The organism is Massilia litorea (assembly GCF_015101885.1).
GTDB lineage: Bacteria > Pseudomonadota > Gammaproteobacteria > Burkholderiales > Burkholderiaceae_D > Telluria > Telluria litorea.
On record NZ_CP062941.1, the window covers coordinates 4,341,199 to 4,358,000 of the forward strand.

The window sequence follows — 16,802 nt, forward strand, 5'->3', positions numbered from 1 at the left end:
CCACTGATACTTTCCATGTGGATATACTTTCCGGTTCCCGAACAGCCTACTCTCACCGGTTTCTCCACATGAATATCAATAAACTTGGCGTCGGCAAGCGTCTTGCCCTCGCCTTTTCCATCATGCTCGTCATCATGGTCGGCATGGCCGTCGGCAGCCTGGCCCGCATGGCCACCATCCAGGGCAAACTCGACCGCATCGTCAGCCATGACAACGTCAAGCTCGGCATGATCATGGAGATCCGCCAATCGGTCATGAACGCGATCATGAACGGCCGCAACATCGCCCTGATGCACGACCCGGCCGAGATCGAGGCCGAAAACAAGCGCCTGGCTGCGAACCGCGCAGTCTATGCCGACACCTTCAAGCGCCTCGAAGCCCTGGCCACGACGCCTGAAGAAAAAGCGGCGCTCGACAAGATCACCGCCAGCCGCGCTGCCGCGGTCGACGTGGTCACGAAGATGACCACGCTGGTCAAGGCAGGCGAGCGCGAAGCCTCGAACCGCGTGCTGCTGCTCGAACTGCAGCCGCTGCAGGCCAAGACCATCGAGGCGATGGACGCCATGGTGAAGCACGAGGAAGGCCTGGTCGCCGAAGCCGCCCGCGAAGCCGGCGCCGCCCACGAGGCCGCGCGCGTGCAGACCGCGCTGATCACCCTCGGCGCGCTGGCCATCGGCGCCCTGCTCGCCTGGACCATTACCCGCGGCCTGCTGCGCCAGCTGGGCGGCGAGCCGCTGTATGCTGCGACGATCGCCGAACAGATCGCGCAAGGCGCCCTGAACGTGCCGATCGCGGTGCGGGAAGGCGACACGGGCAGCCTGCTGTTCGCCCTGCGCACCATGCGCGACAACCTGGCCAGCCTGGTCGGCCAGGTCCGCGTTGCCACCGACAGCATCGCCCAGGCCTCCGCCGAAGTCGCCGGCGGCAGCGCCGATCTCTCGAGCCGCACCGAATCCCAGGCCGGCACCCTGGAAGAGACGGCCTCGTCGATGGAAGAACTGACCGCGACCGTGAAGCACAATGCGGACAATGCGGCGCAAGCCGACACCCTGGCGCGCGCCGCCTCGAAGGTCGCTGAACGCGGCGGCAGCGTCGTGCTTGACGTGGTCGGCACGATGGGCGCGATCAACCATTCCTCGAAGAAGATCGTCGACATCATCGGCGTCATCGACGGCATCGCCTTCCAGACCAATATCCTTGCGCTGAACGCGGCCGTGGAAGCGGCCCGCGCCGGCGAACAGGGCCGCGGCTTTGCGGTCGTCGCCAGCGAAGTGCGCAACCTGGCCCAGCGCTCGGCCGCCGCGGCCAAGGAAATCAAGGGCCTGATCGCCGATTCGGTGGACAAGGTCGACGCCGGCAGCAAGCTGGTGGACGAGGCCGGCAGCACGATGCACGAAATCGTCGACAGCATCCGCCAGGTGGCGACGCTGGTGAAAGGCATCACGGTCGCGAGCGGGGAACAGTCGCGCGGCATCGAGCAGATCAATGTCGCACTGATCGAGATGGATGGGGTGACCCAGCAGAATGCGGCCCTGGTCGAGGAAGCGGCGGCTGCGGCGCAGGCGATGCAGCAGCAGGCCGGGGCGCTGGCGCAGCTGGTCAGTGTGTTCCAGTTGGGGAATGAGACGAAGGCGCTGGGCCGGGCGGTGTCGCCGCAGCGGCAGTTACCGGCAGTGAAAGCAGCGCCGGCCCGCAAGGCGGTCGCGGCGGGTGCCGACAGCTGGGAAGAGTTTTAATTTATACGAGCGATAACGGGGCTGTTGCCTGCACCGTTATCGTTTTTTTGACTCCGCGTGGGCTCGGGAGCCCGCCCTACGGTTGAGGTCACGGGCTCGCGGCAGCGCCCGTCCGCGGCGTTTTCCGTAGGGTGGGCTCTCCGAGCCCACGCGGATCATGCGGACCAGGAATACCCCACGCAACAGCGCCGCGAAGTCCGCAGACGAGCTTACTTCTTGTCCGTCGGCGGCACCGGCGGAAACGGAAACGCGCTGAACAACACCTTGCTCTGGTTCTGCATCTGCTCCTGCATCTGCATGAACAGGTTCTTGCTCTGGTCGATGTAGTTGTTCATCATGCCCTGCATCATCGGGCCTTGCACGTTCATGAACTGGGTCCACATTTCCGGGCTGAAGGGTTTGCCTTCGAGGGCGCCGGCGGCATTGCTGGTGAACTTGTTCTGGATGTCGGTGAAGGCCTGGACGTTCTTTTCCAGGTAGGAACCCATCATCCCCTGCATCGCATGGCCGTAGTAACGGATGATCTGGGCCAGCACGGCGCTCGAGAACATCGGCGCGCCGTTCGCTTCCTCTTCCAGGATGATCTGCAGCAGGATCGCGCGGGTCAGGTCTTCATTCGTCTTGGCGTCGACCACCGTGAACTCGTCGGCGTCGAGGACCAGCTGCTTCACGTCCGTCAGGGTGATGTAGGAGCTGGTCTGGGTGTCGTAGAGACGACGGTTCGGGTATTTCTTGATCAGGCGTTCAGTACTGTTTTTTGCACTACTCATCTCAAGTTCCATGTTGCGTCCGCCTTATGGGCGGCGCTGCGAAGATTGTTCAATAGGCCGGCGTCGGTGCGTCCAGGAGGCCATGGATGTTGCCCAACAGGACGAACCAACTAAAAATACCACGTTCGATGCGCAGGTGCAGCAATTATCGCTTTTGCCACTGAATTTATTTCAAGGCAAGACACACCTGGGTCTCGCAGTTTGTCCGTTCAGTCCGCCCTTGCCTTCACATAACGGCCCGGTGCCGGTTCGGTCGGCTGGTATTGCGCATTGCCGAATGCAGTCGGCGCCGGCACTTCTTCGCCACCATTCTCCTGCAGGAAGCGGGCCCATTCCGGCCACCAGCTGCCCTTGTTTTCCTGCGCGCCGGCGAACCATTCGTCGGGCGACAGCGGCCCCTTGCGGCCCTTCTTCTCGTTCAGCTTGTCATTCACCCAGTAGCTGCGCTTGCCCTTCGAGGCCGGATTGATCACGCCGGCGATATGGCCCGAGGCGCCCAGCACGAAGCGGTTCGCCTTCGGCTTTTTCGGGTTCAGCAAATTCATCGAGGCGAACGCGGCCGGCCACGGCACGATGTGGTCTTCCTTGGAGCCGTAGACGAAGACCGGCGCCTCGATGCGCCCGAGGTCGACCGGCACGCCGCAGACCGTCAGTTGGCCCGGCACCCTCAGTTTGTTCTCGAGATAGGTGTTGCGCAGGTACCAGCAGAACATCGGTCCCGGCAGGTTCGTGCTGTCGGCATTCCAGTACAGCAAGTCGAATGCCGGCGGCACCTTGCCCTTCAGGTAGTTCTGCTGGACATAGTTCCACACCAGGTCGTTCGGACGCAGGGCCGAGAAGGTCGTCGCCAGGTCGCGTCCCGGCATGATGCCGCCCTTGGCCAGCGAGGCTTCGCGCCGCGCCACCTGGTCTTCATCGATGAAGACCTCCAGCACGCCGGTGTCGGAAAAGTCGAGCAGGGTCGTCAGCAGCGAGAGGCTGGCGGCCGGCTGCTGGTCGCGCGCGGCGAGTACCGCCAGCGCGCTGGCGGCGATCGTGCCGCCGACGCAGAAACCGAAGACGTGGATCTTGTCCTGGTTACTGATTTCGCGCGTGACCCGGATCGCCTCGATCGCACCGCGTTCGACGTAATCGTCCCAGGAGAGGTTCGCCATCGATTTGTCCGGATTGCGCCACGAGACCATGAACACGGTATTGCCCTGCTCGACGACATAGCGCACCAGCGAGTTTTCCGGCTGCAGGTCGAGGATGTAGAACTTGTTGATGCACGGCGGGATCATCAGCAGGGGACGGGCGCGCACGGTCGGCGTCGCCGGGCTGTACTGGATCAGCTGGAACAGGTCGTTTTCATAGACCACCTGGCCGGCGCTGGTGCCGACGTTCTTGCCCACCTCGAAGGCCGATTCGTCGGTCTGCGAAATGCGCCCCTTGCGCAGGTCTTCCAGCATGTTCTGCAGGCCCCTGGTCAGGCTCTCGCCCTTCGATTCGATGAGCTTGGCCTGGGCTTCCGGATTCGTTGCCAGGAAATTGGCGGGCGACATGGCGTCGACCATTTGCTGGACCGTGAAACGGATCTTCTGGCGCTCGCGCGGACCGGCCTCGACCGCGTCGGCCAGGGCTACCATGAATTCGCTGTTGAGCAGGTAGGAGGCGGCCGTGATGGCGGCGAAGGGCGTCGCCGTCCATTCGGAACTGGAAAAACGCTTGTCCTGCAGTTGCGGGGTCTTGCCGACGATGAAATCCTGCCACAAGCGCCCTGCTTTCTGCAGGTAATCCTGGCGCAAGGTGTCGAGCTTGGCCGGGGCGATCGTCACGTTGAAATCCTTGAACACGCCGGCCAGCGGATTGGCGGCGGCGGCCTGCATGCCACCGGCCGCGGGCAGGTTCAACCACCCCTGCCACGCCGAGGGATCGGTGAACTGGTTCATCCAGGTGGTGGCGAAAGCTTGTGGGTCGGGCATATTCATGTCGGCGTCCGTTAGAATCGGCTTGGTTAAGTCGCGTAGTTAAAGTCTGGCAATCAACTGGAGAAACGTATGTGGATCGTCGCAATCGGCTGGAGTTATGTCGTCATCCTGATGGCAGCGACGGAAACGTCCTTCGTCGCGGGCGTGATGACTTTCCTCGTGTACTGCATGATACCGCTGTCTGTACTTTTTTACATCACCGGTGGCAAGCGGCGCCGGGCCCGGCGTGCCGCCGCTCAGGCGGCACCGGACGCTGGACGCCCCGGCGAGCGCGTGGAGACCGGGGAGCAAACTGAGAAGTATTGATGACGCGAAAAAACGTCACTTGAGCCAGATCAAACTCGCCTGGCGTCCCGTCACGCCGTCGCGGCGATAGGAATAAAAGCGGCCGGTCTCGGTGTGCGTGCAGCGATCGCCGCCGGCGACACTGGCGACGCCAGCGCGCCCCAGCATCAGCCGCGCCAACGCAAACATGTCCGCCAGGTATTTCCCTTCGATGCCGGGACGCGGCACGAAGGCGAAACCGACGTCCACGCCCGGGAGCGCCGCGGCGAAACTGTCGAACACATCCTGCCCGACCTCGAAGGCCTGCGGCCCGATCGCCGGTCCCATCCAGGCGGTGATCTCGCCGGCGCCCGCCGCGCGCATGGCGGCCACGGTCTGCCCCAGCACGCCGCCGGCCAGCCCGCGCCAGCCCGCGTGCGCCGCCCCCACCACCTTGCCGCCGCGGTCGGCGAACAGCACCGGCAGGCAATCGGCCGTCAGGATGGCGCAGACAATGCCGGGCGCGGTCGCGATGCTGGCGTCGCCCGTGCGCACCGGTTGATCGGGGCCGACGGTGGCGGCATCGACCACGTCGGCGCCGTGCACCTGCGCGATCCAGGCCGGGCGGCCCGGCAGCAGGCCTTGCAGCCGGGCGCGATTCTCCGCCACGTGCGCCGGATCGTCGCCCACGTGCAGGCCGAGGTTGAAGCCGCCGCCGCCGCGCCCGTCGTCATACGGACCCTGCGACACGCCCCCGCGCCGCGTGCTGGCCAGCGCGCCGATATTGGCCGGCGCATCGGGCCAGTCGGGAATGACGAGCTCGGGTGCGTCCATCACACCGATTCCGGCTCGGGGATGCCGGCTTTTGCGATCAGTTCCGCAAAATCGGCGGCCAGCGGCACGACCCATTCGCACTGCTCGCCCGTGGCCGGATGGACCAGGCCGAGGCGGCGCGCCTGCAGCGCCTGGCGATGGAAGACCGGGGACAGGTGGGTTTTGCCGTAGACGGAATCGCCGACCAGGCCGAAGCCGATCGACAGCATGTGCACGCGGATCTGGTGGGTACGGCCCGTCTCCAGGCGGCACTGCACCAGGCTGACCGGGCGGCGGTCGAGCATGCCTTCGGCGACGCGGGTGTAGTGGGTGATCGCCGGTTTCGCGCCCAGGCTGGTCGAGACCGCCATCTTGACGCGGTCTTTCGGATGGCGCCCCATCGAGGCGTCGATCGTGCCCGACAACTGCGGCGTGCCCCAGACCAGGGCAAAGTATTCGCGCTTCACGGTACGTGCCTGCAACTGGCGCACCAGGTCGGTCTGGGCGGCCAGGGTCTTGCCGACCACCATCAGGCCGCTCGTGTCCTTGTCGAGGCGGTGCACGATGCCCGCGCGCGGCACCGAGGCCAGCTGCGGCGCATGGTGCAGCAGGCCGTTCAGCAGCGTGCCCGACCAGTTGCCGGCGCCCGGGTGCACGACCAGGCCGGCCGGCTTGTTGATCACGAGGATGTGCTCGTCTTCAAACACGATGTTCAGCGCGATTTCTTCCGGCGCGAATGCGGTGTCCTCGGGCGCCGGTTGCGGGCGCACTTCAATGGTTTCATCGCCATAGGCCGTGTCCTTGCCGCGCGCGGTCTTGCCGTCGACCAGGATGTGGCCGCCGTCGAACCAGAGCTGCAGGCGGCTGCGCGAGAACTGCGGCACCAGGGTGGCGACGACCTTGTCCAGACGCTGGCCGCACGCCGTTTCGTCCAGGTGCAGGGTGATCGGGGAGAGGTCGATGCCGCTGGGGGCAAGGAACGCAACTTCGTCGGCATCGATTTCATCGTCGAAATCGGGGTCCAGGGGCAAATCCGCCGAAATCGGCGCAGGAGTTAATATCACGTCAGTCCCATCGGCTATAATCAGCCGTTCGTTGAATCTCGGTAAAACTTTTCTGCAAAAAGCTATGCAAAAAAAACTGTTGGTGGTGGTTGCTATGAGTGCCCTGTTCGGTCTGTCGGGCTGCGGGCTCTTGCCTGAGAAAACCGACGAGACCGCAAAGTGGTCAGCGGAGAAATTATACGCTGAGGCACGCGAAGAGATGGCCGGCGCCCATTACGAGGCGGCGATCAAGTTGTTCCAGCGCCTCGAAGCGAGCTATCCGTTCGGCACCTACGCCACCCAGGCGCAGATGGAAATTGCGTACGCGCAGTACAAAGCCCAGGACCAGGCCGAAGCCCTGGCCTCGGTCGAGCGCTTCATCAAGCTGCACCCGAACCACCCGCAAGTCGATTACATGTACTACCTGCGCGGCCTGATCAACTTCAACGACCAGATCGGCTTCCTGAGCGTGATCTATTCGCAGGACCCGACCGAGCGCGACCCGCGCGCGACGCGCGAAGCCTTCGCCGCGTTCAAGGCCCTGGCCGACAAGTTCCCGAACAGTAAGTATGCGCCGGACGCGATCGCCCGCATGAACTACCTGATCAATGCGATGGCGTCCTACGAAGTGCACGTGGCGAATTACTACTACCGCCGCGGGGCCTACCTGGCCGCCGTCAACCGCGCCCAGAACGCCGTGTCCGATTATGCCGAAGCACCGGCACGCGAGGAAGCGCTGTTCATCATGATCCGCAGCTACGACAAGCTCGGCATGCTGCCGCTGCGCGACGACGCCCAGCGCGTGTTCACCCTGAACTACCCGAACAGCCGCTTCCTGAACCCTAACGCCAGCGGCGATGCGCCGTGGTGGAAGTTCTGGTCGAAGTCGGGACCGAAGCCGGCGCCGAAGGATGCGTTGAAATAATCCGGGGACAGGTTTCGCAAATGGGCACGCCGTGCCCATTTTACGTTTACACGCCTTCCTTGCGGCGGAACAGCCAGCTGCGTTCCGTTGACCCTTCGGGGACGAAGGCATAGCCGTCGACATCGAATTCCTTTAACGCTTCCGGATCCGTGATCGCCTTCTCGATCGCAAAGCGCGCCATCATGCCGCGGGCGCGCTTGGCGTAGAACGAGATGATCTTGTACTTGCCGTTCTTCCAGTCCTCGAACACGGGCGTGATCACCGGCGCGGCCAGCAGCTTCGGCTTGACCGACTTGAAGTATTCTTCGGAAGCCAGGTTGACCAGTGCGTCCGATTTCGTAGCGGCCAGCTCGGCGTTCAGCGCCTGCGTGATGGTCTCGCCCCAGAAGGCGTACAGGTCCTTGCCGGCAGGCGTGGCCAGCTTCGTGCCCATCTCCAGCCGGTAGGGATGGATCAGGTCGAGCGGCCGCAACAGGCCATACAGGCCCGACAGGATGCGCAAATGGCGCTGGGCGAAGTCGATGGCGGCGGGTTGCAGGCTGCGTGCATCGAGGCCGTTGTAGACGTCGCCATTGAAGGCCATCGCGGCCCGGTAGCCCTCGGCATGGTCAAGCGTCCAGCTCGCGTAGCGCGCCACGTTCAGCGTCGCCAGCTGGTCCGAGATGTGCATCAGGTCGCCGACCTGGCCGGGCGACAGGTCGCGCAGCACGCCAATCAGTTGCGCGGCGCGCTTCGTGAAATCCGGCAGGGTGTGTTCGGCGGTCGGTGAAGGAGTGTCGAGGTCGAGCGATTTGGCGGGCGATAGGACAAGCAGCATAAACATTCGTAAGGCAACAAGATCCAGCATGATACCAACTTCCGCACAGCCCATCGTCATCGACACCAATGTCTGCCTCGACCTGTTCGTGTTCCACGACCCGCGCTGGGCCCCGCTGCTGGGCGCCCTCGAACGCGGCGACCTGAAGGCGGTCACGCGCGCCGATTGCCGCGACGAGTACCGCATCGTGCTGCACTACCCGCACCTGCCGCTCGACGACGACAGCCGGGCTGCCGCCGCGGCGCGTTTCGATGCGCTGATCACGGTCGTCGCGCCCGACAGCAAACCGGTCCGCCTGCCCGTCTGTACCGACCGCGACGACCAGAAATTCCTCGAACTCGCGCGCGACGCAGGCGCTTCGATCCTGATCACCAAGGACAAGGCGCTGCTGAAACTCGGGCGCAAGACCCTGCAGGGCGGCCTCTTCCGGATCATGCTGCCCGAGGCCTGGGTCAAACTGCAAAGCGCAGCCGCGCTAGAATAGGCGTTTCGCAACCTGTCATTGACTCCATGAGCACCCCTGCCCTGCAATCGCGCCTGCCGTCGGTCGGCACCACCGTTTTCACCACCATGTCGGCGCTGGCGGCCCAGCATGGCGCCGTCAACCTCGGCCAGGGTTTCCCCGACTTCGGCTGCGATCCGAAGCTGCTCGATGCGGTGAACGAGGCCATGCGCGCCGGCCACAACCAGTATCCGCCGATGACGGGCGTGCCGGCGCTGAGGGAGGCGATTGCGGCCAAGATCGGCCAGCTGTACGGCCATGCCTACGACGCGGCCACCGAGATCACCGTCACCGCCGGCGCCACCCAGGCCGTGACCACCGCCATCCTGTGCTGTGTCCATCCGGGCGAGGAAGCCATCGTCATCGAGCCTGCCTACGACAGCTATGCGCCGGCGATCACGCTGGCGGGCGGCACCGTGGTGCCGCTGGAGATGGAAGTGGGCGAGGACGGCTACAGCGTCCCCTGGCAGAAGCTCGCGGCCGCGGTCACGCCGCGCACCCGGCTCATCGTCATCAACTCGCCGCACAACCCGACCGGTTCCATCCTGCGCCGCGCCGACCTCGAGCAGCTGGCGGCGATCGTCGCCGGCACCGACATCCTGATCCTGTCCGACGAGGTCTACGAGCACATGGTCTACGACGGCGAGCGCCATGTCTCGGTCGCCAGCCATCCGCAGCTGGCCGAGCGCGCCTTCGTCGTCTCGAGTTTCGGCAAGACCTATCACGTGACCGGCTGGAAGGTCGGCTACGTGGCGGCCCCGGCCGTGCTGTCGGCCGAGTTTCGCAAGGTCCACCAGTACAACGTGTTCACGGTGAATACGCCGATGCAGCATGGCCTGGCCAACTACATGGCCGACCCGGGGCCTTGGCTCGGGCTCTCGGATTTCTACCAGCGCAAGCGCGACCTGTTCCGCGCCGGACTGGCGGGCACGCGTTTGCGCCTGCTGCCGGCCGACGGGACGTATTTCCAGTGCGTCGACTACCGCGCGGTGTCGGATTTGCCGGAAGCGCAGTTTGCGCAGTGGCTGACGACGGAACTGAAGGTGGCGGCGATTCCGGTGTCGGCGTTCTACAGCAGCGCCAGGGAATCGGGGATCGTGCGCTTCTGCTTTGCGAAGCAGGATGAGACCCTGCGCCTTGCGCTCGAACGCCTGGCCGCGATTTAACCTGGGCTACTGCGTGGGCGCGGGGCGCCCACCCTACGACAGCGACCAGCCAGGCGTAGGGTGGGCACCCCGTGCCCACCCTGCGGCGACCAGCCAGCATCAGCGTGCCACCTGCTGCAGCCTGCGCTCCACAAAGGCCTGCAAATCGGGCGATAAAGTACCGAGCGCCTTCGCCTGGCGGAAGGCGTCCGCCGCCTCCGCGTTGCGCTTCTCCCCTTGCAGCGCCATCCCGAGCCCCATCCACCACACCGCGTTGTTCGGCGTCGTGCGCAGCGCGGTCTGGTACTGCTCGGCCGCTTCGTGAAAGCGGTTCTGGCGTTGCAGCGCGCCGCCGAGGAAGGCGTGATACTCGCCGCTGCCGGCGGCGTAAGGCAGCGTGCGCAGCAGTGCTTCGATGCCGCTCTTGCCGCGCTCGATCTGCAGGCGCGCCAGCAGCATCGCCAGCGCCGGCTGGCGCGGGTCGAGCGTCAAGGCCTGCTGGAGCTGGGTCATGGCTTCGTCGCCGCGGTTGTTTTCGATGAGCAGGCCGACCAGGGTCTGGCGCGCCGCCTCATGGCGCGGATTGACCCGCAGCGCCGCCTGCAGGCCGGCCATCGCTTCGCTCACGCGCCCGTCCTGCAGGGCGGCGAGGCCGCGCCGGTAGGCGTTTTCGGCATGCTGGCTCTCGGTCTCCATCCGCCCCTGGTTGCGGCCCGCGGCCGCGGGCGCAGGCGCCGGTGCGGCCGCCGTCCCGTCCGCCGCTTCCTTGCGCTCGAGCGCAGCCAGCCATGTCGCTTCCGCTTTCGCCTTGCTCGCGGCGCGCGCCTGTTCCTCGCGCAGCTTGCGTTCGCCCGCGCGGCGTTGCGGCGCTGGCAGCGCCGCAAGGCGCGCTGCCTCGGCCTTCCAGCGCTTGTCCAGGCGTGCCTGTTCGGCGCGGGCGCGTTCGCTGGCGACGGCCCAGGAGGTGGTGCTGCCTGCGGATTGCGGCTCGGGGTCGGCAGCCGGCGGCGCCGGGCGGACGCGCAGGGCCGGCGCGGGCTCGGGCGCGGCTTCCTTCCGGCTCGCCGCTGTGCCGGCCTTGTGCGGCTCCGTGGTCTTCTCGCGCGCGACGGGCGGCGCTTCCGTGTCCGCTTCCAGCGCGCGTTGCGCCGGTTTCTCTTCGCGCACAGCGGGCGCCGGCGCCACTTCGGCGACGCTCACCGGCGCCGCAGGTGCCGCCTTCGCCACCGGCGCCGGCTGTACGTCATAGCTCTTGCCCTTGAGCGGAAACACGACCCAGGCCGCCGCACCCAGGGCGAGCAGCACGCCGCCCACCACAAAGGCGATGCGCCGCACCGGCAGGCGGCGTTCGCCGGCCGCGACGGTCTTGATTTCCGGCGGCACCCCTTCGGCGCGCGTGGTGCCGCGCGCATCGAGGTCCTGCAGCATCTTGTTAATCAGGCTCATCGCAGGCTCATCGAGTAAACGTCCAGGCAAGCGAGGCCGCCATCCCGGCCAGCGCACCCGCACCGGCCAGCCAGGGCCACAGGCGGCGCTTGGGCGCGACCGTGTCGCGCGCGGCGCCATTCACATGGGTGGTCGCCACCTGTTGCCTGCCCTCGCCGTAGGCCAGCATCAGCGCCTTGTGCGCCATGATGTTGACCAGGCGCGGGATGCCGCCGCTGGCGCGGTACAGGGCCTTGACGGCGCCGGGCGAGAACAGGCGCGCGCCAGTGTAGCCTGCCACGCGCAGGCGGTGCGCCAGGTAGAAATCGAGGTCGTCGCGCGACAGCGGCCCGAGATGATAGTGGAAGGTGATGCGCTGGGCCAGCTGGCGGATCGAATCGAGTTCCAGCTTGCGGTTCAGTTCCGGCTGGCCGAACAGGACGATCTGCAGCAGCTTCCTCTTTTCCGTCTCCAGGTTGGTCAGCAGGCGCAGCGCTTCCAGGCTCTCGACCGGAATCGCCTGCGCCTCGTCCAGGCAGAGCAGCACGCGCTTGCCCTGGCGCGCCAGGTCGAGCAGGCGCTGCATGATCGATTTCAGCAGGCGGTGCTGGTCGACGTTGCGTTCGAGCGGCACTTCGAGTTCGTCGGCCAGCGCCAGCATCAGGGTGCGCGGCTCGAGGAAAGGGTTCGGGATATAAGCGGTGACGAAATCGTCGCCCAGGGTCGCCATGAACTTGCGGCACAGGAGGGTCTTGCCGGTGCCGACTTCGCCCGTGATCTTGATGAAGCCTTCGCCGCTACGCGCGGCGATCAGCAAGGTATTGAGCGCTTCCTGCGAGCGCGGACTGCCGAAAAAGAAGCTCGTGTCCGGGGTGATCCCGAACGGCAGTTCGCGCAAGCCGAAATGCGCCGCGTACATTACTTGCGCTCCAGGGTACGCGGGTCCAGCGTATCGATGCGGCGCGTCGTGTCCAGCAGGTCCTGGCTCCAGTTGCTGGCGCTGTCGACGATGGTCGGCTTGATCAGCACGACCAGCTCGCGCTTCTGGCTGACCTTGTTCTTGTTGCGGAACAGCGCGCCCAGCACCGGCACCTTGCCGGCGCCCGGCAGCTGGCTGGTGTCGTCGGTCGCGGCCTGGCGCATCAGGCCGCCCACGGCCACCACCTGCCCGTCCTGGCCGCGGACGATGCTGTCCAGTTCCGAGGTCGAGGACGCGGCCAGCGGCAGCGTCAGCGAACCGGCCGAACCGAGATTGATGCCCTTGGTGATGGTCGTCACCTGGCTGACCGACGGGTGCACGTGCAGCAGGATGTTGCCCTTTTCGTCGATCTGCGGCGTCACGTCCAGCACCACGCCCGAGAAGAAGGGCTGCAGCGTCACGCTCGGCGTCACCGTGTTACCGGTGGTGCTGGTGTTGGTGGTGGTAGTCACGCCGGTCACGAAGAATTCGTCGGTGCCGATCTTCAGCACGGCCTTCTGGTTATTCACCGCGGCCACGCGCGGGCTGGAAAGCACGTGCACCGTGCCCTGCTGCTCGAGCAGCGAAATCAGGGCCGCGAAATTATTCGTCTGGAAGGCAAAGCCGAACAGCGAGCCGGCCGCATTCGCCGCGTTCGAGAGCGAGAAGCCGGTGCTGGCGGCCAGGCCCTGGCCGTTGCTGATCACGGGCGGCTGGCCGCCGTTGAAGGGCAGCGGCGACAGCGAGCCGCCGGGCGAGATCACGCCGGTGGCGACGCGGTTGCTGCGCGAACTGCCGAGCGCCGAGAAACTGGCCCAGTTGATCCCGCTCTGGAACTGCTCGTTCAGCTCGACCTCGAGGATCTTCGCTTCCAGGATCACCTGGCGGTCGACCGACAGTTGGGTCGCCTTCAGGTACATGTCGACGTTGCGCAGCTCTTCCGGCATCGCGCGGATCACCAGCACGCCCGACTGCGGGCTGACGACGACGCTGCGCCCGCCCTCGGTCGAGCCGACGATGGCGCCGATCGCGAGTTTGAGGTCGCCCCAGAAATCGCTGTCGGACAGCATGTTGACGTCGGTGCTGGCGACCTGCGAGCTGTTGCCGCCGTTCTGGTTGCCGTTGTTCCCGTTCTGGTTGTTCTGGTTCGGCTGGTTGCCCTGCTGCCCCTGGTTGTTGCCGTTGTTGTTATTGTTGGCGGCATTCGCCACCGAGGTCGAGGTCACGCGCAGGTTCGAGGAGCCGCGCCGGCTGCCGACCAGGTAGTTCACGTGGAACATCCGGGTCTGCATCGTCAGCGGGCGGATCGTGATGCGGGTGCCGTCGACCTTGTAGTCGTAGCCGTACATCTCGCGCACGGCATCGAGCGTTTCAAGCAGCGTCACGTCCTTCAGGTTGGCGCTGATGCTGCCGCTGACGTCGGGGTGGACCAGCATGTTGTAGCGGGTGCCGGCCACGATCGAACGGAAGAACTGCTGGGCGGGCACGTTGTTGAAGGCGACGTTGAAGCGTTCCTCCAGCGCCGGCCGGGCTTTCGGCAATTCCCTGGCGAGGGCGCTCGCCGGCGGCAGCAAGGCATTCGCGACCGCATCGTCGACCGGCGCCGTGGCGCGGCTGGCCGCGCTTGCGCTGGCCACTTCGCGTTTGATGGCGTCGTAGGTCTGGTGCGGCGGCGTGCTCTGGCAGCCGGCGAGGAGCGCGCCGCTTACCAGGGTCGCCAGCAGGGATTGATGTCGCATGGGTGTCCTGTCCGTCATTCGTTTTTGAGCCGCTCGATGCCGCCGGCGTGTGCCGGCGCGGCCGTATTCAGTTTCAGGACCTGGCGCGTGCGTCCGCGTACCAGCTCCACTTCGTCCTGTCCGATGCGCGCCACGCGCGCACCCTTGTAACTGTCGCCCACGCGCAGCGTCTCGCCGTCGATCACGGCCACATGGCGCCCGCCCGGCTGGCGGGAAACCAGCACCGACTGCAGCTGCGGCGCGCGGTTCACCGGCGCCGCGGCCTCCTGGCCGCCAGTGCCCTGCCCTGCCATCAAGGACGCGGGCGGGCGGGTCGGGTCCTGCAGCGCCTGGGCGCCCGCCAGGTTCGCCACTGCGAACATCAGGCAAAGGCAGGCACGCTTCATAGCTTCATCCATTTCGCGTCCAGGCTCAAGGTGTACAAGGTCAGCGTGAGGCGCGAGTTCGGCCAGGTTTCGGCCTCGAGCCGGGCGCCGCCCCAGAACAGCTGGGTCGGCATCGATTCGAGCGCCGCCATGGTGCCGATCATGTCCAGGTAATTGCCGCGCACCGTCACTTCGACGCCATGCCGATACAGCAGCGCGGCGGGCTTCGCGGCAGGCTGTGTGTCCGCAGGCGGCGTGTTCGCGGCCGGCGTGCTTGCCGGTTTCGCCGCGCCCTGCACTGGTTCGACCGGCAGCGTGCGCAGCGACACCAGCTGCAGGCGGCCGTTGGCGCGCAGGATGGCCTCGACCAGCGGCGCCATGCGCTCAGGGGGCACCAGGCCGTTCTGCATCGCGCGCAGGCTGGTTGCGAGGGCCTCGGTTTGCGCGCGCACGGCGGCGATCCGTTCGCGCGTCGGCGCGTCCGGATCGACTTGCGCCGCCTTCACCTTGTCGCTGATCTCGCTGTCGATGCCTTCGAGGTTGTTCTGCTGCTGGACGATCTGGGTGCGCAGCAGCTCCTGCTTCGCAAACATCGGTCCCAGGCTGAAGAAATGCATGAGGAAGACATAGAGGGCGGTAATCGCCGCGAACAGCAGCACCCGCTCGCGCAGGCTCAGGGCGTCGACGCGGGTGGCGAGGCGCGCAAGCTGCTGCTTCATGGCCTGGCTCCTTCCGGCGTCGACAGCAGGCTGAATTCAATATACGGCGCCGGCGCCGCAACCGTCTTGCCGTCCTCGATCCGGCTGCCGGCGCTGCCCTGGCCGATCTGCAGGCTGCCGAAGGCCTTGCCGCGCATGATGGGTTCAGCCGTCAGGCGGTTCAGGTAGCCGGGCACGCGCTGCGGATCGAGGGCGCGACCGCGCACGCCGATGTCGACGCCGGCGCCGGCGATGCTGACGCCGGTCAGCCACAGGCCGTCGACGTGCTGGCGCGCCAGGGCGCGGAAGTATTCGGCATAGCCTTGCGTGTTGCCGAGTTCTCCGCGCGCGAGCACGCCCGAGACGTCGCGCAGTGCGGCAAGCTGGCTCTCCGCCTCCGCCAGTTCGGCGTCGACCGCGGGATCCTTCTGGCGCGGCGCGAATTCGGCGGCGACGCTCGCCAGGCGCGCCTGCTTCTTCGCCAGTTGGGCCGCGCCGGCGTCGGCCTGCTTCTGCAAACCCTGCAGGCGCAGCTTGCCGACCATGTCGAGCGCGGCCACGCCGATGATCAGCAGCAGCAGCGCGCCGCCCATGGTACGGGCGGAAAAAATCTTCTTCTGCTGCAGGAAGACCGGGTTGAACAGGTTGATCTGCTGGCTCACAGCACCGTCTCCTCGTGGCGCAGGGCGGCGCCGAGCGGCACCAGGAAACGCTGCTGCAGGAGCTTGTCCGCCAGTTCGGGCGTACGCTCGAAGTCGAACAGGCTTGCAAGGTCCAGGGTATCGACCGGCGTGTAGAGGTTGCTCGACAGGTATTCGTCCAGGCCCACGACCGGCGACGGCGCCAGCACCAGCTTGGCCACGCTGATGAAGGAATACTGGCGCTCGAAGTTGTCGAGCGAGCGCTGCAGTTCGAGCGTGACGCGGTCAAAAGCACCGTTGCGGCGCTCGATGTCGTCGTCGAGCAGTTGGTCGAGCCCGAGGTCGATGCGCCGGGCCAGGTACAGTTCGCCGCGCCAGGACACGGTCAGGAGGCCGCCTTCGTCGCGGAAGGAGAGCATCGCCACGCCGCGGCCCGGCGGCTCGACCAGGGCCGAGATGTTCCGCTGCGCCATCTCCGGGATATCGATCACGGCCAGCTCGACCTTCGCCGAGGTGAACATTTTCTGCCGCGCTTCGATGACGCTGTTGCGCGCGGCGATCGCGAACATCGAATGCTGGGCGCGCACGGCCGCGTTCGGGTCCACCGGCAGGTCGAGCACGTCGATGGTCGCGTCGTCGACGTGGAAATCGAGCATATCCTTCAGGCGCCAGCGCACCGCGGTTTTCAATTCGTCCGGCGCGACGTTGGGCGCGTCGACGGAAAGAATCTGGTATTCGCCCGCGTTCAGTACGGTGATCGAGCGGTAGGCGTGGGCGTGGAGTTCGCGCCCCGCTTTCTCGAGCAGCTCGGCGGCGCTTTTGCCCGGATAGAACACGGCCTGGCGCACCTGCGGCTTGATGTCGGGCGCGGTCTGCATGCTGACGGCGACCAGGCCGTCGCGCTGGAGCGCGATGGCGAGCCACCCTTCTCTTTTCTTTGCTTTTCTAAAAAAACGCATGCGGACCGTTGTCGATGTGGAGCGAGGTCGGATGG

Annotated in this window: 17 protein-coding genes; 5 read left to right on the top strand and 12 right to left on the bottom strand. The window is 66.1% G+C overall.

Annotated features, from left to right (window positions below):
- Positions 1-68 precede the first annotated feature (68 nt).
- On the top strand, positions 69-1,736 hold the full coding sequence (locus LPB04_RS24380; protein ID WP_193686130.1) for a methyl-accepting chemotaxis protein: 1,668 nt from the start codon (positions 69-71) through the stop codon (positions 1,734-1,736).
- A 209-nt stretch (positions 1,737-1,945) separates the two neighbouring features.
- Here the strand turns inward: LPB04_RS24380 and phaR are convergent, their stop codons facing one another.
- On the bottom strand, positions 1,946-2,506 hold the full coding sequence (gene phaR / locus LPB04_RS19505; RefSeq protein ID WP_193686131.1) for a polyhydroxyalkanoate synthesis repressor PhaR: 561 nt from the start codon (positions 2,504-2,506) through the stop codon (positions 1,946-1,948).
- Between the two features lie 209 nt (positions 2,507-2,715).
- On the bottom strand, positions 2,716-4,473 hold the full coding sequence (gene phaC, locus LPB04_RS19510) for a class I poly(R)-hydroxyalkanoic acid synthase (protein ID WP_193686132.1): 1,758 nt from the start codon (positions 4,471-4,473) through the stop codon (positions 2,716-2,718).
- A 69-nt stretch (positions 4,474-4,542) separates the two neighbouring features.
- Here phaC and LPB04_RS19515 point away from each other — a divergent pair, with 69 nt between their 5' ends.
- Complete coding sequence (locus tag LPB04_RS19515; protein ID WP_193686133.1) at positions 4,543-4,779, top strand: hypothetical protein; 237 nt, start codon at positions 4,543-4,545, stop codon at positions 4,777-4,779.
- 15 nt (positions 4,780-4,794) lie between these two features.
- Here the strand turns inward: LPB04_RS19515 and pgeF are convergent, their stop codons facing one another.
- Both pgeF and LPB04_RS19525 read right to left on the bottom strand, forming a co-directional pair.
- Entirely contained in the window at positions 4,795-5,571 is a 777-nt protein-coding gene (pgeF, locus tag LPB04_RS19520) for a peptidoglycan editing factor PgeF (RefSeq protein ID WP_193686134.1), read from the bottom strand.
- Positions 5,571-6,614 carry an RluA family pseudouridine synthase gene (locus LPB04_RS19525; RefSeq protein ID WP_227496491.1) on the bottom strand — a complete coding sequence of 348 codons (1,044 nt, stop codon included), beginning with the start codon at positions 6,612-6,614 and terminating at the stop codon, positions 5,571-5,573. The genes pgeF and LPB04_RS19525 overlap by 1 nt, the downstream gene beginning before the upstream one ends.
- Positions 6,615-6,678: 64 nt before the next feature.
- Between LPB04_RS19525 and LPB04_RS19530 the strand changes: the two genes are divergently transcribed.
- Entirely contained in the window at positions 6,679-7,518 is an 840-nt protein-coding gene (locus LPB04_RS19530; RefSeq protein WP_193686135.1) for an outer membrane protein assembly factor BamD, read from the top strand.
- Between the two features lie 46 nt (positions 7,519-7,564).
- Here the strand turns inward: LPB04_RS19530 and yaaA are convergent, their stop codons facing one another.
- Complete coding sequence (gene yaaA / locus LPB04_RS19535; protein WP_193686136.1) at positions 7,565-8,335, bottom strand: peroxide stress protein YaaA; 771 nt, start codon at positions 8,333-8,335, stop codon at positions 7,565-7,567.
- 28 nt (positions 8,336-8,363) lie between these two features.
- On the opposite strand from yaaA, the gene LPB04_RS19540 reads away from it, so the two are divergent.
- On the top strand, positions 8,364-8,819 hold the full coding sequence (locus tag LPB04_RS19540; RefSeq protein ID WP_193686137.1) for a putative toxin-antitoxin system toxin component, PIN family: 456 nt from the start codon (positions 8,364-8,366) through the stop codon (positions 8,817-8,819).
- Positions 8,820-8,845: 26 nt separating this feature from the next.
- Positions 8,846-10,003 (top strand): pyridoxal phosphate-dependent aminotransferase, encoded by a 1,158-nt coding sequence (locus LPB04_RS19545; protein WP_193686138.1) that lies wholly within the window; start codon positions 8,846-8,848, stop codon positions 10,001-10,003.
- Positions 10,004-10,102: 99 nt separating this feature from the next.
- Here the strand turns inward: LPB04_RS19545 and LPB04_RS19550 are convergent, their stop codons facing one another.
- The 7 genes from LPB04_RS19550 to LPB04_RS19580 are packed head-to-tail and all read right to left on the bottom strand — an operon-like array spanning position 10,103 to position 16,767.
- Complete coding sequence (locus tag LPB04_RS19550; RefSeq protein ID WP_193686139.1) at positions 10,103-11,428, bottom strand: tetratricopeptide repeat protein; 1,326 nt, start codon at positions 11,426-11,428, stop codon at positions 10,103-10,105.
- 7 nt (positions 11,429-11,435) lie between these two features.
- On the bottom strand, positions 11,436-12,326 hold the full coding sequence (locus LPB04_RS19555) for an ExeA family protein (RefSeq protein ID WP_193686140.1): 891 nt from the start codon (positions 12,324-12,326) through the stop codon (positions 11,436-11,438).
- Entirely contained in the window at positions 12,326-14,104 is a 1,779-nt protein-coding gene (gene mshL / locus LPB04_RS19560; RefSeq protein WP_193686141.1) for a pilus (MSHA type) biogenesis protein MshL, read from the bottom strand. Before mshL ends, LPB04_RS19555 begins: the two co-directional genes overlap by 1 nt.
- 14 nt (positions 14,105-14,118) lie before the next feature.
- Entirely contained in the window at positions 14,119-14,490 is a 372-nt protein-coding gene (locus tag LPB04_RS19565) for a hypothetical protein (RefSeq protein ID WP_193686142.1), read from the bottom strand.
- Positions 14,487-15,188 (bottom strand): hypothetical protein, encoded by a 702-nt coding sequence (locus LPB04_RS19570; protein WP_193686143.1) that lies wholly within the window; start codon positions 15,186-15,188, stop codon positions 14,487-14,489. The genes LPB04_RS19565 and LPB04_RS19570 overlap by 4 nt, the downstream gene beginning before the upstream one ends.
- Entirely contained in the window at positions 15,185-15,829 is a 645-nt protein-coding gene (locus LPB04_RS19575; protein ID WP_193686144.1) for a PilN domain-containing protein, read from the bottom strand. Before LPB04_RS19575 ends, LPB04_RS19570 begins: the two co-directional genes overlap by 4 nt.
- Complete coding sequence (locus LPB04_RS19580) at positions 15,826-16,767, bottom strand: type IV pilus biogenesis protein PilM (RefSeq protein ID WP_193686145.1); 942 nt, start codon at positions 16,765-16,767, stop codon at positions 15,826-15,828. Before LPB04_RS19580 ends, LPB04_RS19575 begins: the two co-directional genes overlap by 4 nt.
- Between the last annotated feature and the right edge of the window lie 35 nt (positions 16,768-16,802).

What these genes read in the sequence shown, in the direction of transcription:
- LPB04_RS24380 (WP_193686130.1), top strand. Translation starts at nt 69, where the DNA reads ATGAATATCAATAAACTTGGCGTCGGCAAGCGTCTTGCCCTCGCCTTT.
- phaR (WP_193686131.1), bottom strand. Translation starts at nt 2,506, where the DNA reads ATGAGTAGTGCAAAAAACAGTACTGAACGCCTGATCAAGAAATACCCG.
- phaC (WP_193686132.1), bottom strand. Translation starts at nt 4,473, where the DNA reads ATGAATATGCCCGACCCACAAGCTTTCGCCACCACCTGGATGAACCAG.
- LPB04_RS19515 (WP_193686133.1), top strand. Translation starts at nt 4,543, where the DNA reads ATGTGGATCGTCGCAATCGGCTGGAGTTATGTCGTCATCCTGATGGCA.
- pgeF (WP_193686134.1), bottom strand. Translation starts at nt 5,571, where the DNA reads ATGGACGCACCCGAGCTCGTCATTCCCGACTGGCCCGATGCGCCGGCC.
- LPB04_RS19530 (WP_193686135.1), top strand. Translation starts at nt 6,679, where the DNA reads ATGCAAAAAAAACTGTTGGTGGTGGTTGCTATGAGTGCCCTGTTCGGT.
- yaaA (WP_193686136.1), bottom strand. Translation starts at nt 8,335, where the DNA reads ATGCTGCTTGTCCTATCGCCCGCCAAATCGCTCGACCTCGACACTCCT.
- LPB04_RS19540 (WP_193686137.1), top strand. Translation starts at nt 8,364, where the DNA reads ATGATACCAACTTCCGCACAGCCCATCGTCATCGACACCAATGTCTGC.
- LPB04_RS19545 (WP_193686138.1), top strand. Translation starts at nt 8,846, where the DNA reads ATGAGCACCCCTGCCCTGCAATCGCGCCTGCCGTCGGTCGGCACCACC.
- LPB04_RS19550 (WP_193686139.1), bottom strand. Translation starts at nt 11,428, where the DNA reads ATGAGCCTGATTAACAAGATGCTGCAGGACCTCGATGCGCGCGGCACC.
- LPB04_RS19555 (WP_193686140.1), bottom strand. Translation starts at nt 12,326, where the DNA reads ATGTACGCGGCGCATTTCGGCTTGCGCGAACTGCCGTTCGGGATCACC.
- mshL (WP_193686141.1), bottom strand. Translation starts at nt 14,104, where the DNA reads ATGCGACATCAATCCCTGCTGGCGACCCTGGTAAGCGGCGCGCTCCTC.
- LPB04_RS19565 (WP_193686142.1), bottom strand. Translation starts at nt 14,490, where the DNA reads ATGAAGCGTGCCTGCCTTTGCCTGATGTTCGCAGTGGCGAACCTGGCG.
- LPB04_RS19570 (WP_193686143.1), bottom strand. Translation starts at nt 15,188, where the DNA reads ATGAAGCAGCAGCTTGCGCGCCTCGCCACCCGCGTCGACGCCCTGAGC.
- LPB04_RS19580 (WP_193686145.1), bottom strand. Translation starts at nt 16,767, where the DNA reads ATGCGTTTTTTTAGAAAAGCAAAGAAAAGAGAAGGGTGGCTCGCCATC.